The organism is Thermanaerothrix solaris, from assembly GCF_032334255.1.
Lineage (GTDB): Bacteria > Chloroflexota > Anaerolineae > Anaerolineales > Anaerolineaceae > Thermanaerothrix > Thermanaerothrix solaris.
On record NZ_JAUHMF010000002.1, the window covers coordinates 183,200 to 199,877 of the forward strand.

A 16,678-nucleotide genomic window follows, 5' to 3' on the forward strand; every position below is an offset into this window, starting at 1 on the left:
CGGCCGGGTTTCACGTGAAACACGCTTATTCCAAAATCTCCGGCAAGGGGGGCTCGGGTTCGGATTCAAGCGCTACCGTCACGGCCCGCGCAGTGGCGGTCAGGCGCCCGTTGTGCTCGGCATCCGCGTGCAGGAAAGCCACTGCTACCCCTTTTTCATCGCTCATCACCAGATCCAGGTGGTGCTCGGGGCGGTAATCGCTGACGCGGATCAGCCGCAGCGCCTCGCCCAGATGATGGTGGTTGGGCAGGAACTCGTTCAAGCGGTTGGGCGTTTCGTAGAAGAAGGCGCGCGCAAAGTGGGTGGTGCGGTCGTCGAGGTCAATCGCCAACGGGTAGATCTGCGATTCGAGCAAATCCTGGAAGAAATGCGTCCCCAGCGAGGGCTCCGGCGGCAGCCCGAAGTGCTGGCCGGTCAGTTCCACCAGCGCGCGGGCGTGGTAAACATCCCCATAACCCACCGGCACCCCCAAATCGGGGTTGGAACTGCCCCAGCGCCCCGGCCCAACCATGATGAAACACTCGCCGGCCAGGGCGGTGTTGAGCCGCCCGATGGCGCGCGCCAGTTCCTGCCGCAGCAGGTAGGCCGAAAGGGCAAAATAGGCCTCGGGCGGGATGAATACCACGTAGGCAATGCGCTCCACCGTCCCCTCGGGAACCACGAATTGGGTGCGGAAGATCACGTCCTCTTCGGGCAGGGTGGAGGGCAGGGCGGCGGCAGCGCGCGGTTGCAACTGGCTCTGCGGGCGGCACTGCAGCAGGGTCAGGTACAGATGCGGCCCACCCCCGGTCTCCTGCACCTGGGCGGTGAACTCCACATCCACCGGAACCCCGTAGTGCGTCTCCAGCGTGCGCAGCAGGCGGCGCATCGCCTCGGCAAAGGGGGTGCGGCGCAGGAAATCGTCAAAGGTCAGCACCAAGCGGCGCGAATCCCCGGCCAGGTAGCGGGTGCGTAGCGAGGTCAGGAAGCCCTCCTCTTCCACCTGTGCCAGGTAGCGCAGGGCGGGGTAATCCGCTTTGAGCACCTCCGGCACCGGCAACGTCTTGAACGCGTTGTCCTCCAGGTCAATCACATCCACGTACTGCTGGGAATAGCGGCGGATCATGCGCACATCCTTGGAGGGATGCAGCAGGGGATGGCTGAGCGCCACCAGGCGCGGAAAGTCGTTGCCCACCCGTTCCACCGCGCGCGTCCCCAACCCCCACACCAGGCGCACGAAGCCGTCCTCGCGCCGGATCTGCGGCGCCCAGCGATAAAGGTTGCGGCTGAAGGCCACCCCTGCCGCCTGGGGCAGGAAGTAGCGCCCGTAGCGCTCGCCCTGCACCACCTGAATCAGGATCGCCATGCGCTCGTCATAATCCAGCAAACCGCGCTCGCGGCGGTAAAGCAGGGCATTTGGGTTGAAGGTCGAGGCATAGACGCGCGCAATCGCCCGCGTCAGCGCGCGCAGGTTCTCTTCCGGCGTGCCCTGGTTGGGCAGGAAGATGCTCTCGTACTTGCCGGCGAAGGCGGTGCCGAAGTTGTCTTCCAGCAGGCTGGAGGAGCGCACGATCAGCGGCTGTTTGCCCACGTTGCTGAGCAGGATCTCCAGTTTTTGCAGCACATCGGGCGGGAACTCGCCCGCCTCGCAATCGCGCACAATCTGGGGGTACTCGGCGCGCATCTCGGCTTCGGTCTTGTATTTCTGGTCGTTCCAATGATAGAGGTTGTTGATGGCCATGAAGGCATAATGCACATCGGCGCCGAGGAAGTAGGATTCGGGGATGGTAAGCGTGACGTTCGCCCCCAGGTCGGCTACCGCTTGCAGGATGCGGTAGGCCAGGATCATCCCGGCCGCTTTGCCGCCAATGCGCCCCGGGCCGATCTTGCGGCGGCGGATGTGCAAGAGGTCGCTCACGGTGAACCAGCGCCGCGCAATGGTCACGTAGGGCAGTTGATCGCTGATCAGGTGACGGATGAGCACCACCTTGGTCTCTTGCAGGCGCGCCTCGTAGCGGGTGCGCTTCGCCGGGGGCAGGCGCTCGATGGTCAGGGCCTGCTCGAAGACCAGATCAATCGGGGCCAGTTCGGGGTTGATCGAGAGCATCAACCCGGCCGCATCAACCCCGCGCTCGCTGAGCACCTCCGCGATCAGGCGCTCCAGATCGTCCAGGGTGAGGTATTGGCTGAATTTAAGGTCGGTGAGTTGATCGCGGACGCGGGAGAGACGCATTTCCCACACGTCCGCCGGCTCTTCGCTGAAGGGATCGCGCAGACCTTCGCGCGCCTGTGACCGCACCGCCATCTCGCGCACCTCGGCCTCAAACGCCGCCGGCGTGATCAGGCCGCGGGCAAATAATTCGCGCCGCATCCGTTCGCGGATGCGGCTGCTGAGGATCGGGTACTGCCCAAGGGTGAGGTAGATCTCGATCAGGCGGTCGGTCTGACTGGACGGAAACCCCATGCCTAACCCAAATGCATCGGCATCAGGACGTGAATAAACGATTCATCGCCAATCGGGCGGATGGTGACCGGCGCGTTGTTGGCGTTCATTTCGAGGGCAAAACTGGGGGTCTTGATCACATCCAGCACCTCGCGCAGGAAGCGCACGTTGAATGCAATCAGCAGACCCGGGCCGTCAATGTTGGCATCCAGGCTGACCTGGGTGGCGCCGGTCTGCTCGGACTGCGCCGAGACTTCCACCTGCCCGGGGGCATCGGTGCGCGGTTGCAGGTTGAGGCGGACGACGTTGTTGCCCTCGCGGGCGATGATCTCGGCCTGGCGGCAGGCTTTGGCGAAGGCGCTGGTGGAAAGCACGGCGTGCGTCTTGGCCGCGCGCGGGATGATGACCTTGTAATCGGGGAAGTTGCCCTCGATCAGTTGCGAGACCAGTTCCACCTCGCGCTGACGGAAGATCACCTGGCCGCGCCCGGGCGGGGTGAGCATGGTCACCGTTTGTTCGCCATCGCTGAGGATGCGCGCCAGTTCGTTGAGCGCCCGCGCCGGCACGATCAGGCGCAGGGGCTGGGATGCGGGGGTATCCAGCGCCATCTTGCGCACCGAAATGCGGAAGCCATCCGTCGCGGCAAAGGTGACCTCGCCCTCGGCCACCTCAACCAATACCCCCTGCAGCACCGGGCGGTTCTCATCGGTGGAGGCAGCGAAGACCACCTGCTGGATCATCTCTTTCAGTTCGGCCGCTTTGAAGACCAGGCCATCGGCGCTATCGGCGGTGGGCATGGGCGGAAATTCATCCGCCGAGATGCCGCGAATCTCGGCCTGGCTGCTCCCGCAGTGCAGGGTGAGGGTGGTACCGCCCTTGAGGCTGAGCGCAATGGCTTCGGTGGGGAAAACGCTGACCATGTCGCTCAAGGTGCGCGCCGGCACGGTCAGTGCGCCGTCTTCGGCAATTTGGGCCGGGATCCAGCACGAGATACCCAATTCCAGGTTGGTCGCTGAAAGACGCAGGCGCCCCTCATCGGTGGCAAGCAGAACGTTGGCCAGCACCGGCAGGGTGCTGCGTGTGGCCACAGCCCGGGAGACCAGGCTGAGCCCGTGCGCAAGATGGGGTTGCTGAACGGTGAGTTTCATGGTGATGCCGCCCTCCCGCAGTATTGGCATGAGAAACCTTGCCAAAAGTATACAACGAGAGCGCCTAAATGACCAGTCTCGGCGGTGCGCAAAATTCCTGCTTCCGAAAAGACCCCCTTGTCAAGACAGGCTGTATAATGAAGGTATCCAGAGGATGAGATACCCCATGCCGAGGGAGGTGGTGCGATGAATGCCAAAGCCTTGATCCAGGATTTAGCTCACGCCGGAGAGATTTTTTATCATCTGCTGATGGAGTTTTCGCCCGAGGAAGCCCGCCAGCGCCCCGCCCCCGAGGCCTGGTCGGCGCTGGAGGTGTTGGGGCATCTGATTGACGAAGAACGCGAGGACTTCCGCCCGCGCCTGGAGAAGGTGCTCTTCCACCCCGAGCAAGCCTGGACGCCGATTGACCCGGCTCACGCGCCCGCCGACCGCCAGTACAACGCGCGCGATCTGGAAGATGCCTTGCGGGAGTTCATGAACGAGCGCCAGCGCTCGGTGGTGTGGCTGAACGGGTTGGGTGAGGTGAACTGGGAGGCGACCTACCCGGCCTCATTCGGGCCGATACGGGCGGGGGATCTGCTGGCGGCGTGGGTGGCGCACGATACACTGCACCTGCGCCAGTTGGTGGAACTGCGCTATGCTCGTGTGCGCCGGATGGCCGAGCCCTACCGCGTGGATTACGCCGGCGAGTGGTAGCAGGCCCTAGGTGCGGTAGGCGGTGATCAGCGCCGGCGTTTCGTTATAACCGCGGCAGAGATCGCGCAGGGGGCAGCGGCTGCAGTCGGGTTGGGCGTGGTTGAAACAAAAGGTTGTGCCAACGTAAATCAGTCCATCGTCAAAATGGCCCGCAGCGAAGGGTGGCTGGTGCTGTTGGTTCAATCTTAATAAGTAGGCATGTTGAATGCGCTGAATTTCCACCTTGGCCGGGGCACGGCGATGGGTCTTAAGGTGACGGCGACAGACGTCGTCGTAGGCGTCCTTCAGCGCGGCGGTAAATAGCCGATCCTTCCCCAGGGGTTTGCCCCGAAGGTTGGTCACGCGAATATAGGTCATTCCACCCTTGCCACGTCGGGGTTGAAGCACCTGGTAGTGCAAGTAGTCTTCCTCGCTAGCCCAATGAAGCAAATAACCGGTCCGCCACAACACACGCCCGGCGTTTGAGTCATAGGGCACTTCATACGATAACCCCTGCCAGGCCAGATCATCGGTGCGCCGGGTGAGCGGATACGAAGTGACCAGCCACTTGCCGAATAGATGGGCCGCTTTATCCCCGATGGCTTTGCCCAGCCCGTAGCGGGTATGATCCTTAAGTTGCTGGGTCATGATCTCGGTCGAAGGGTAACTTTCCAGGTAATCCAGCAGGGCCGTTACCGTTTCTCGTCCGTCCGATTCGCGCTCTAAAAGATAGATGAGAGCCAGTGGCACTCCCCAGCGAAACACTGCATATCCCAATGCCTGGTGTGCATTATCCATGAACAAGTTATAACGGCGAGGGTTAGTGCGATTGGCAGCTGCCCAGTCTCCGGCTCGCAACTTACGGACGGCTTCATGTTGTTCTAGCAACTGCTCGATTGCAATGCCCAATTCCTCAAAAAACAGGATCGGTTTATGCAGGAAACGAATTTCGCGGCGGTAGAGCTCATTGGTGAAACGGGTGACCATCTCGCGCAAACCGAGGATGTCCGGCCCTTGATCCAGCACCGCGCTCAGCAGCAGCAAGCGGGTCAAGACCTCGCGACGGGTTAGGGCCCCATCACGCTTATCAAGATGAAGGGCATCCAGATTCCCGTGGTGAAAGAATGGCTCAAAAGGCTCGATACGCGTTAAGTCCGGTGCCGAGGGATGCGCGCGGCCCAGCTCGGCCAGGCGCAGCACAAGATTGGCAATGGGGTCGGCTTCGTTCATGGCGTCTCTTCTTCAAAGAGTGGCATTTGGACCGAGGTTGGAGCGGGGTTTGAGGCGTTAGGCAGTGGTTCGTTGAGGTCAATCTTCTCGAAGACGGCCACCAGCTGTTGGGCGCGCAGGGCAAGCGGCTCATTGATGCGCGTTTCGGCGAGATGCACATATTTTTCGATGATCTCGTAGCCGATGTAGTGACGGCCAAGATGACGGGCCACTTTGAGCGTTTGGCCGGAGCCGGTAAAGGGATCCAAGATCAGATCACCGGGGTAAGAATAGAGCGTGATCAGGCGATAGGGAATCTCCTCTGGAAAGGGCGCCGGATGATCAATCACGCCCGGCGGCACCGGCGCGATGTGCCAGATATTATTGGCGATGTCCAGGGTGAACAGGCGATCAATCGGGTAACGGGCGGCATCCTTTTCTGCCTCGGTGCGTCCCACGTAAGGTTTGGGGCCGGGCTTCTGAAAGATCAGGATGTACTCATTCATGATATTGGGGTAGTAATAGCCGGGATAGGGATTTTGAATGGTTACCCCGGCGCGTTTGACCCCGGCGGTGCATTTATGCCAGATGATGTCCTGGTGGAATTGCCAACCCTCGCCAACCAGGCGTGAGACGGTATCAAACGGCACCGGATAGAGTCGCCCCTCCAGCAGCACGGTGCCGATGACGATGGCGCAGAAACCGCCCGGCCGCGTCACCCGATAGACCTCACGAAAGATACGCGTTAACCATTCCAGATAGTCTTGATAGTCGTTATACCCATTGGCATATCGCCGCGTGCGGTAATACTGGCGGCTATCGGTGGCGTGAATGTCGTAATCAATGGCGTTCCAATAGGGGGGTGAGGTGACCGTCAAAGCCACGCTGTCAGCGGCCAATTCGGGCATCTGTTCGCATGAGTGGGCGAAAATCGTATCCACAACAACCATCCTTTCAGCGGTAGTCCTCTGGCCCGGGTTTGTTCTCAGCTTACCTGCAGGTTGAGGGTGTGTCAAGTTGGCATGGGTTATAATGGTCTTAATTCCGTACGAAAGGTAACCTCATGTCTCCTCATGTCCTGGTGGCGTATGCCACCAAATACGGCGCCACGCGCGAGATCGCCGAACGGGTGGCGGCGACGCTAACCCACAGCGGGCTGGAGGTCACCCTGCAGCCGGCCGCGCAGGCCGATCCCCCGACGGCTTACGCCGGCGTGGTGCTGGGCAGCGCGGTCTATGCCGGGCGCTGGCTGGCTCCGGCCGCGGCGTACCTCAAGACCCATGCCGCCGCCCTCGCCGCGCGTCCCACGTGGCTCTTTTCCTCCGGGCCGACCGGCCGCGGCGACCCGGTGACGCTGATGCAGGGCTGGCGTTTCCCCGCGGATCTGCAGCCGCTGGCCGATCTGATCCACCCGCGGGATGTGGCGTTCTTCCACGGCGCGATCTGGCCGCAGAAACTCAATTTCGCCGAGCGCCTCATCCTCAAGGCGCTCAAAGCCCCGACGGGGGATTTTCGCGATTGGGCGCACATTGAGGACTGGGCGCGCGCGATCGCGGCGGCGCTTCAGGCGGTTTAAAAAGAGCCGGTGGCGTTGACGCTTTAGGCCCGTTTGGCGAAACCAAACGGTGGGTGCGCTCTTCGCTCGGCACGCCCTTTGCAGTGGATGGGGTGGGCCAGCGTTTCAGGGCGCGCCCATGGTCTCTCCCACGCCCCGGCCCTGTGCCTCCAGGATGTGCCCGCGGTTGGGTTGGGCAGACCGGGGCGGCGGACGCAAAGCGGGTTTTTGGCGCGGGGGAGGCGGTGCCTGCAGCGCGGGTAGATGCGGCAATGGGGTCTGCGCTGAGGGCATCTCAGGCCGGGGGCGCGATTGAGGAGGATCGGGTATCGGCGGGGATGCCGAGGACGCCCGAGGCAGGCGCTCGGCCCGGGCCGCGGGGGGTGAGCCGAGGTGGCTTTCTGGCGGCTGTAAACCCTGCCCCCGGCGGGGGGTGCTTGCTATGCGCGCCGAGGGCTGGTGGTGTGCGACGGCGGGGAGGGGTTCTGCGCGCTGCCGATCTACCTCCCTCACCGTCCGCGCGCGGGAAAGCGGGCTGACGGCTGTGCCCCTCCGGTGGTGAGCACCACCGGGATGGGGAGCGAGGCGGTGTCCCTGCCGCTTGGGTAGCCCGGCCGGTGTGCGGGGCCAACCTGCTTCACCCCACCCGGCGGCAGAAAACCGGGCGATTTTTCCAAAAATCCCCCCGCCGGGCGCTTGATTTTATGCGGGAAAATCCCTATAATAGAGACAACCCGCGCTGCACCTTAACAAGTGCATAGGTTGAGAGGAGGGCCAGAGCATGCGGGGACACCCCGCAAGACATGATTTCAATGCCCGCCAGGGTCAATTTGTGAAACTTATCACTTTTGCGTACCCCCCCTCGAAAATGAGGCCAAAAAGGCTCAAAATGGAAGGGGGGTACGCAAAATTCAAGGGTTGAACATTAAACTCCCACTTGAGGGCTAAAAACAGCCCGCCGCATGGGCGTTTTCTCCCACTTTAGCCCGTGAAATGGGCTTGGAGAAGCGCAGTTTCTCCCACTTTTAGTTGTCTAGATGTCTGCAGTCAGAATCATCAAATGCCCGAAAGGGCATTAAGACTGCGAAGAAATTACGCCCGACGGGGAACCGCACCAACTTGGTCAGAATCATCAAATGCCCGAAAGGGCATTAAGACTTCTCAACATGCAATCCTAGCAGCGTTACCTCATCAGATCGTCCGTCAGAATCATCAAATGCCCGAAAGGGCATTAAGACCCATGGATATAGGCATACAGATCGAACACATACAGCGCGCGGTCAGAATCATCAAATGCCCGAAAGGGCATTAAGACTCAAGAATCATCGTCATCATGGAAGATCCTCAAGGTAAAAGCGTCAGAATCATCAAATGCCCGAAAGGGCATTAAGACACTCCAGATCTCATCCAAATCAGTACAGTACTCAAGCGTCAGAATCATCAAATGCCCGAAAGGGCATTAAGACAGTTTACAACTTTTGTGCTTGTAATCATTTTGTCCTCCTGTGTCAGAATCATCAAATGCCCGAAAGGGCATTAAGACACAACAGAAACTTGCGGGCTTCCGTGTCCAAATTCTCAAGTCAGAATCATCAAATGCCCGAAAGGGCATTAAGACTCTCGTGCTCTCTAAAACACCCAAATCCAGAATAGCAAGACGTCAGAATCATCAAATGCCCGAAAGGGCATTAAGACAGCAGCCTTGTGTTGATGCTGGTCTCGCTGCTCGCCAACGTCAGAATCATCAAATGCCCGAAAGGGCATTAAGACCCGTCAAGACTATGCTCGATGCACGCCGACGCACGATAGTCGTCGGTCAGAATCATCAAATGCCCGAAAGGGCATTAAGACAGAAGAGTGCTCCCGCTCTCTGAGAGCAGGATCATTGTAGAGTCAGAATCATCAAATGCCCGAAAGGGCATTAAGACACCAGCGCAGTTGTTTACGAGACGGATCAAGACACGCATTACGTCAGAATCATCAAATGCCCGAAAGGGCATTAAGACCCTCCTTTGGTGAGGTGGAGTGGTGGGCGCGGGCGTTTCCGTCAGAATCATCAAATGCCCGAAAGGGCATTAAGACCCGGCCAATCTGTGCTAAAATAACGCCAGAACGGTTTGCGGTTCCCGAGCATGAAATCCCCCCAGATTTGAAGGCGTATAGTTGAGATGGTACCAGATAGGCCTGTTCCACCACTACCCGATCAGCCCGACGAATCCGTTCCCCCTGCGGGTGCAGTCCCTCCGGACGATGCAATGCCACCAGAGGGCGGTCAAGAAACTGGGATGAAAATTATGTATTTGCTTTTCGATAAGATCAGCGCAATTCTCGAACGAAGCGGTTTGACCCTTGAGGAGGCGGTTCAAGCCTGGCGAAAACAAAAATCGGGTTAGGGGTGTTCGGGTGAGCCTCCCCCACCTTCAAGATCAGGGCTGCGTGAAAACGGCGCAGCCCTGGTTTTTTTTTCCGCGCGCTCATCCCCCCACTCCCGAGCGCGGTGGGGTTCGACCGCGCCCTCACCTCGCCGCACCGGGTCGCGTTCCGTCCCATCCGGAGCCGGGACGGGCGAAAATGCTCTCCGTCCGGTTTCGCCAGCGGACAAACCGGGCCGCCGATCCCGCTGCGCGCTCTGACCTCCCCCCCGGATCACCACAACGCGCGCCTACGTCCCCGCAGCCAGCCGGGCCGTGAAGGCGCCCTAGCGCCCACCAGGCGGGAGCACGCGCCCGCCCGCAAAGCACCCGCTCTCACTGCACCCGGATCGTCTCGATGAAGAGGTTGTGCTGGCCGATCAGGCGCGCCAGGCTCTGGAGCAGTTCCGGGGTGATGCCGGTGGTCTCGTTGGGGAACTCCAGTAGGTAGCGCCCGCCGCCCTCGAAGATCCAAAACGCAAAGCGATCCGGCCCGGGCGAAGAACGCAGTAAGAAATAGGCGTGCTTGATGCGGCGCACATCGCGCACCTTATCCCCGCTGGAGCGGAAGACCAGCGTGAGCATGCGCAGTTCCAGCGGGATGGTCGTGCCGTCAGCAGCGCGCGGTGCCGGGGGCAGGATGTAGTCCACCTCGCCCATCCACGGCGGTGGGGGTGGCTCAAAGGGGGCCGGCGCACCCTGCCCGCCCGGAGCCGCGGCGACCGCGGCGTCCCCGTTCGCAGGCGCGAGGTACAAATCCTCCACGGCCTCATCTATCCCCTGCCCCGCGCGCACGTCCAGCAGCGCCTTGGGCAGAAAGTCATCCGCAAAGAGCGACGCGTCCTCCTCGCCACCGCCCTCCGATGGGAGCAGATGCCAATCGTCCGGCTCGGGCGGCGGGGGCGGGAGGGTGACCTCCGCGCGCGCCGCCTGGATCTCCGCGGGCGGGAGATGGTTTTCCGCGGGAGGATCGGCGCGGGGCGGTGGCGGGGGCATCTGGCCCGGCTCGTAGGTCGCGGCCGGGCGCGCCGCCGCCTCGGGCGTCAGCACCGCCATGGTTTCAACCAGCACGGTGGGTTCGTCCTTACTCAGATCGAGCGTGCCGTTCACCAGCACCACCTGATCGCGTGCCAGCAAGCCGCGGAATTGTTCCCAGGCTTTGGGGAACAGCACCAGTTCAATCGTTCCCTGCAGGTCTTCCAGGGTCACAAACCCCATTATCTTGCCCGCCTTGGTCTGGGTGGTGCGCCACTGGGTGATCAGGCCCGCCACGCGCACCCGCTGACGGTGGGCGCCGTTGGGCAGGTCGGCGGAGAAGTGGGTCACCTCGCGGCGCAGGCGGTCCAGGTAGGGGGTCAGGGGATGCGCCGAGACGTATAAGCCGAGCAGTTCCCGCTCCCACTCCAGGTATTCGCGCGGGTTGACGTTGTTCACAGGCGGCAGGGTCACCGGCTCTTCCACCCCCTGCACCGCGCCGAAGAACGAGAGTTGCCCGCTGGCCAGGGCGCGGAAGTGGCTGTGGCTGAGCGCGATCAGGCGATCGAGCACCTCTAAGATCGCCTTGCGCGGGCCGAGGCTGTCGAGCGCTCCCACCCGCACCAGGCACTCCAGGGCGCGCCGTCCCACCTGGTGCAGATCCACACGGCGGGCGAAGTCGTTCAGATCGCGGAAGGGGCCGCCCGCGCGCCGCCCGGCCAGGATCAGCGCCACCGGGCCTTGCCCCACGTTCTTCACCGCCCCCAGCCCAAAGCGGATGGCGGCTTGCCCATCGGGGCGGTCCTCGATGGTGAAATCGTACTCGCTGGCATTGACGTCCGGCGGTAGGACCTCGATGCCCATGCTGCGGCAGTCGGCGACGTAGAAAGCGACCTTGTCGCTGTCGTTCATCGAGGCCGAGAGCAGGGCGGTCATATATTCGACCGGGTAATGGGCTTTGAGGTAAGCCGTCTGCACGGCGATGATGCCGTAATCGGCGGCATGGGCTTTGTTGAAGCCGTAGCGGGCAAACTCTTCCCAATCGGCAAAGATCGCCTGCGCGGTGGCTTCATCCATGCCGCGCGCGACCGCGCCCTTGACGAACTTATCGCGGTGCTTCTCCAGTTTGTCCTTCTGCTTTTTGGCGATGGCTTTGCGCAGGTCGTCCGCTTCCGAAAGCGAATACCCCGCCAGTTCCACCGCCGCGCGCATGATCTGTTCCTGATAAATCGGGATGCCGTAGGTCTCTTCGAAGATCGGCTGCATCGCCGGGTGGCGGTAGGTCACCGGCTCTTCACCGTGCATGCGACGGATATAGGCGGGGATAAACTCGAGCGGGCCGGGCCGATAGAGCGCCACCATGGCGATCACGTTGGCCAGCGTCTTGGGGCGCATCTGCATCAGGTAGCGCGTCATCCCCGCGCCTTCTAACTGGAAGACGCCCGCCGTGTGCCCCTCGCTCAGGAACTCGTAGGTGGCGGGGTCATCGGTGGGGATGTTGCTCAAATCCAGGTGCACGCCGTGGCGCTGTTCGATCAGGCGGCAGGCGCGTTGCATGATGGTCAGCGTGGCCAGCCCGAGGAAGTCCACCTTGAGCAAGCCCAGCGATTCGAGCACCGACATTTCAAATTGGGTGACCGTCTTGATGGGGTTATCCTCATCCCCGCCGGTGGGACGGTGCAGGGGTACGTACTCAATCGCCGGGCGGTCGGTGATGATAACCCCCGCCGCGTGGGTGCCGGCGTTACGGATGGAGCCTTCCATCTGCGCCGCGGTGTCAATCAGTTCTTTGAGATAAGGCGTCTCCTCGTAGAGCGCCTTGAGTTCGGGGGATTGCTCCAGCGCCTCGGGGATCGAAACCGGCTTGCCGGGGATGTTGGGGATCAGTTTCGAGACGCGATCCACCTCGCTAAGCGGGATGTCCATCACCCGGCCCACGTCGCGGATGGCGGCGCGGGCGCCCAGGGTGCCGAAGGTGATGATCTGGGCAACGCGGTCATCCCCATAGCGGCGGGCGCAGTAGGCCAGCATCTCGTTGCGGCGGTCATCCTGAAAGTCCAGGTCAATATCGGGCATGGAGATGCGCCCGGGGTTGAGGAAGCGCTCAAAAATCAGGCCGTGTTCCAGCGGCTCGACGTTGGTGATATCCAGGACGTAAGCCACCATCGAGCCGGCAGCAGAGCCGCGCGCGTTGTACCAGATGCCCTGGCTGCGAGCATAGCGGCACAGATCCCACACGATGAGGAAGTAGGCATCGAAGCCCATCTCGTGGATGACCTTGAGTTCGTATTCCAGGCGCTCGCGCACGGCTGGGTCGTGGGCGCGCGGGCCATAGCGCCGCTGCAAGCCCTCTTCGCACAGGTTGCGCAGATAGGTCTGGGTGTCGTAGCCCGCGGGCACCTCAAAGACCGGCAGGTGATAGCCCTGGGGCGAAAGGTCTACGTTGGCGCGTTCGGCGATCCAGAGCGTGTTTTGCAGGGCTTCCGGCACCTCGTGAAACAGCGTCGCCATCTCGTCCGGCGGGCGCAGGTAGTAGGTGGGATCGGTCATGCGGAAGCGATTGGGGTCGCTGAGCAGCGCCCCGGTTTGAATCGCCAGCAGGATGTCCTGCAGGCGCCAGTCCTCGGGATTGATGTAGTGCACGTCGTTGGTCGCGAGCAGGTGCGCCTGATAGCGCTGGCGCAACGCCAGCAAGCCGCGGTTGACGGTGTGCAGGTCCTCAATGTTATGGTGCTGCAATTCGATGAAGAAACGCTCGCGTCCGAAGACCTCGAAGTACCAGTCCAGGACGCGCTGAGCGGCTTCCGGCCCGTGCTTGAGCAGGGTTTGAGGCACCTCAGCCGCCAGGCAACCCGAGGTGGCGATCAGCCCCTCGGCATGCGCGGCCAGGAACTCGCGGTCAATGCGCGGGTACTGGTAAAACCCCTCCAGTTGCGCCGCCGAGGCGATGCGCAGCAGGTTGCGGTAGCCGGTCTCGTTCTCGGCCAGCAAGAGCAGGTGGTAGGCGGCGCGGTCAATCTTGGGGTCGCGGTCCTGCATGCGGCGCGGGGCCAGGTAGGCTTCCAATCCGATGATCGGCTTGACCCCCGCGGCCTGGGCGGCGTTGAAGAAATCAATCACGCCGTACATCGCGCCGTGGTCGGTGATCGCCACGGCGGGCATCCCCAATTCTTTAACCCGCTGGACCAATTTCTTGATATCGCTGAAGCCATCCAGCAGCGAGTATTGGGTGTGAACATGCAGGTGGACAAATGACATCCTTACCCCTAAGCGATGCGGAAAAGGGAATGAACACGGGGGACGCTAAGGATTATAGCATGGCACGTCTGCCGCCTTGCCCCCGGCGGACTTAAAAAATAGGGGATTTTAAGGGAGATGCCTCAGGGGTATTGTTCTTCACACGAGAGGTCAAAGTTATCGCTTCCACCCCCACCGTAGCAGATGTCGTAGCCCTCCCCGCCGATCAGCGTATCGTTGCCCTGGTTGCCGTAGAGAATATCGTTGCCCGGGCCACCCAGCAGCACGTCGTTGCCTCCACGACCTTGAATGCTATCGTTGCCTCCTCCACCTAAAACACAATCGGCTCCGTTGCGGGCATTGATCGTATCATTGCCCGGGCTACCCAGGATCAGGTCGTTCCCGTTGCTGCCGTTGAAGGTGCCACTGCCCACCACCAGGTTGGTCAGGTTCAGCGCGGCACACGCGGCGGGTTTGAGATCATTGGCGGTGATGGGCAGGTTGGTGGCGCCCAGCCAGGTCACCGGGACGATATTGGCAGCGGCGGAGGCGGTGATCACGCCGAGCACCACCAGCAGGATCAACCCCAGGAGCCAATAGCGCATGCGCATGGGGTCTCCCTCACGCTCCCGCGAGCCAGAGCGGGTCGAGCAGCCGTTCGCGGCGGGCCAGGAAGAGCGGCACATCCTCGGCAGCCAGAGGCGGGCTGATCAGATAGCCCTGGGCGCGGTCACACGCCTGGGCGCGGAAGAGGCGCAACTGCTGGAGCGTCTCCACGCCCACCGCTGCCACGTGCGTTTGGGCCTGGTGCGCGGCGGCAATCCAGCGCCCGAGCGCCTCGGTGGCGTTGGCCGTTTGGACCAGGCGCTGCAGCAGCGGGTAGCCCAATTTCACCACATCCACCGCCGGCAGGGCCTGCCAGGCCGGCGCGTCCACATCGCTGACGGTGTTGAGCGCGATGCTGAAGCCGGCTTGGTGCAGGGCGCGCAGGGTCTGCGCCACCTGGGGGTCTTCCAGCGGCGCATCCGGCGGGATCTCGAAGATCAGGCGGGCCGGGGAAATGCCGGCGGCGAGCACGCGCTGGTGGGCTTCCTCCGCCCAGCCGGGGATTTGCAGGGTCGCCAGCGCCAGGTTAATCGCTACGGCGAAAGGTGGGCTGCCCGCGGGATCCCAGACCCGCAGATGGGCCGCCACCTGATGGAGCACCCAGCGATCCACCTCAACTGCCAGCCCGGCCGCTTCGATCTGCGGCCAGAACGCCGCCGCAGTGAGCAGCCCGCGGACGGGGTGATGCCAGCGGAGCAGGGCTTCCAAATGGGTGATGCGGCCATCGTCCAGCGCGATCCCCGGTTGATAGTAGAGCGCAAATTGCCCCTCCTCCAGGGCGGACCGGATTTCGGCAGCGGTAAGCGCGGAGAGCGGCGCTTCGCGGTAGACGTAAAGCGTGCCATCGGCGCGCAGGTAATATTCCAGATAGGCGGGGTCGGCGTAGAGGAAGAGGGGCTGCGTCGTCTTCTCGGCCAGGCGCAGCAGATCCGCATACTGCTTCACCCGCACCACCTGCGCCGTGGGCATCAGCGTGAGCGGGCGGTCAATTTCCACCACCTGCCCCCCGGCGCGCAGGCGGGCCGCCAGCGCCGGCGCCCGGCGCGTCGTCCAGGCTTCCACCCCATAGAGCACGAGCAGGCCGAGCAGGGCTATCCCCAGGCCCACCCCCGCGATCCCGCGCGCCAGGTCAACCGGGAGCGCCCACCCGAAGATAGGTAACGTGTTGGGGATGGTCACCGTGCGGGTGAGGGTCCCGGCACTGACCGGCGCCAGAGGGTCCTGTTCGCTCCCGCCCTCGCGGCGCAGGTAGATCTGTTGCTTCTCCACGGTAAAGGCCAGCGCGGGGGCAAACGTGGTCTGCAGGGGTGCGCCGTCCAGTGCGCCCAGCACCTGCACGTTGGGATTAATCGTGAGCGTATACTGGTAAGGCTGCACCCCGGTGATGGCTTCGGTCTGGCGCAGCAGTTGCTCCACCAGGCACACGTTGAGGTCGGCCCGGGTTTGGAAGGCATTGCCGCTAAAGCGTTCTTCCGGTTGGAGGGGAAAAACACGCTTCCAGCCATTCGGCGCAGCCACCTCGGCCTGCAAGCGGTAACTGCCACCGCCTTCAAACGGCGCCGCGCTCTCCAGATGATAAGCAAAGGTCAGGGTCACCGTGCAGGAAAGACGTGGAAAGATGGCGCCACCGCTGGGCACGTGGTCGGCATCATAGACCCCGCTGGCGCGGAGGGGGGCGGTATAGGCAAAGCTGCCGCGCTGGGTGTAAGCCACCGCCGCGGGGACTTGAAGCAGGCGCGGGCGGGTGAAGGCAAACGCACCCAGGATCAGGGCCAGAAAGCCTGTGATATAAAGTGCGATCAGGTACGCCTCGGCGTGGGCCGCCACACTGCCGCTCAGGGTGGTGAGAGCCTGACGAGCGTGCCGGCGCAGGCGCGCGCGGGAGGATGCGGGAGAAGAAGGGGTCATCAGCGTCACTCCAACCACAAAGACCAATAAGCCGCTCAGGGCAGCCAGGGCCGGCGGGGTGCGCAGGGTCAGGATCACCCGGCCGAACCCGGGCAGGTGCCACCATAGTTTACCTAAAATCTCGGCAGCGGTGGGCTGGTAACCATCCACCCAGGTGTTATGATCGCCTTGGAGAATGAAGCGCTCACCGCTTTGGGCGATAATGCGGTGAAACACCGGCCCGATCTCGGGGTGGCGGTAGGCGACGATATCGCCGACCCGGTAAAACGGCGCCGGGCGCACCAGCACCAGGTCGCCGCGAACGAAGCGCGGCGCCATGCTATCCCCGTTGAGGATGAGGTAATCCACCCCTCCGCCGAAGGCGCGCGGGGCAAAAAGCGCCCACGCTGCCACCAGCGCGCTCACCGCTGCCGCCACCCGCGCCCGCGTACCGCGCCACCACCACCGCATGTGATCACCTCATAAGATACCAAACAGGGCGCGAGTCATGCCCATCCATCGCGCCCTGTGTTGAGTATACTCAAAAATCGCG

Annotated in this window: 9 protein-coding genes and 1 CRISPR repeat array; of the genes, 2 read left to right on the top strand and 7 right to left on the bottom strand. The window is 62.6% G+C overall.

The features are described 5' to 3' along the window. Positions 1-25 precede the first annotated feature (25 nt). Both QYE77_RS09020 and dnaN read right to left on the bottom strand, forming a co-directional pair. Positions 26-2,443, bottom strand: coding sequence for a PEP/pyruvate-binding domain-containing protein (locus QYE77_RS09020; protein ID WP_315625065.1), 2,418 nt, complete (start codon positions 2,441-2,443; stop codon positions 26-28). Between the two features lie 2 nt (positions 2,444-2,445). Continuing rightward, positions 2,446-3,570, bottom strand: a complete 1,125-nt coding sequence (gene dnaN, locus QYE77_RS09025) for a DNA polymerase III subunit beta (RefSeq protein WP_315625066.1) — start codon at positions 3,568-3,570, stop codon at positions 2,446-2,448. A 186-nt stretch (positions 3,571-3,756) separates the two neighbouring features. On the opposite strand from dnaN, the gene QYE77_RS09030 reads away from it, so the two are divergent. After that, entirely contained in the window at positions 3,757-4,266 is a 510-nt protein-coding gene (locus QYE77_RS09030) for a DinB family protein (RefSeq protein ID WP_315625067.1), read from the top strand. A gap of 6 nt (positions 4,267-4,272) precedes the next feature. Here the strand turns inward: QYE77_RS09030 and QYE77_RS09035 are convergent, their stop codons facing one another. Both QYE77_RS09035 and QYE77_RS09040 read right to left on the bottom strand, forming a co-directional pair. After that, positions 4,273-5,475 (bottom strand): hypothetical protein, encoded by a 1,203-nt coding sequence (locus tag QYE77_RS09035; RefSeq protein WP_315625068.1) that lies wholly within the window; start codon positions 5,473-5,475, stop codon positions 4,273-4,275. Next, a complete protein-coding gene (locus QYE77_RS09040; RefSeq protein WP_315625069.1) occupies positions 5,472-6,395 on the bottom strand; it encodes a DNA-methyltransferase in 924 nt (307 codons plus the stop codon). Before QYE77_RS09040 ends, QYE77_RS09035 begins: the two co-directional genes overlap by 4 nt. Before the next feature lie 122 nt (positions 6,396-6,517). On the opposite strand from QYE77_RS09040, the gene QYE77_RS09045 reads away from it, so the two are divergent. Beyond that, positions 6,518-7,030, top strand: a complete 513-nt coding sequence (locus QYE77_RS09045; protein WP_315625070.1) for a flavodoxin domain-containing protein — start codon at positions 6,518-6,520, stop codon at positions 7,028-7,030. Between the two features lie 1,025 nt (positions 7,031-8,055). Then, positions 8,056-9,091: direct repeats of the CRISPR family, unit length 36 nt; unit sequence GTCAGAATCATCAAATGCCCGAAAGGGCATTAAGAC. Between the two features lie 665 nt (positions 9,092-9,756). Here QYE77_RS09045 and QYE77_RS09050 read toward each other — a convergent pair. The 3 genes from QYE77_RS09050 to QYE77_RS09060 all read right to left on the bottom strand — a co-directional run bounded on the left by QYE77_RS09050 (position 9,757) and on the right by QYE77_RS09060 (position 16,596). Continuing rightward, complete coding sequence (locus QYE77_RS09050) at positions 9,757-13,653, bottom strand: DNA polymerase III subunit alpha (RefSeq protein ID WP_315625071.1); 3,897 nt, start codon at positions 13,651-13,653, stop codon at positions 9,757-9,759. Between the two features lie 122 nt (positions 13,654-13,775). After that, the gene (locus QYE77_RS09055; protein WP_315625072.1) at positions 13,776-14,237 is read right to left on the bottom strand and encodes a calcium-binding protein; all 462 of its coding nucleotides are present in this window, start codon (positions 14,235-14,237) and stop codon (positions 13,776-13,778) included. A gap of 16 nt (positions 14,238-14,253) precedes the next feature. Next, positions 14,254-16,596, bottom strand: a complete 2,343-nt coding sequence (locus QYE77_RS09060; protein WP_315625073.1) for an EAL domain-containing protein — start codon at positions 16,594-16,596, stop codon at positions 14,254-14,256. Positions 16,597-16,678: the final 82 nt, after the last annotated feature.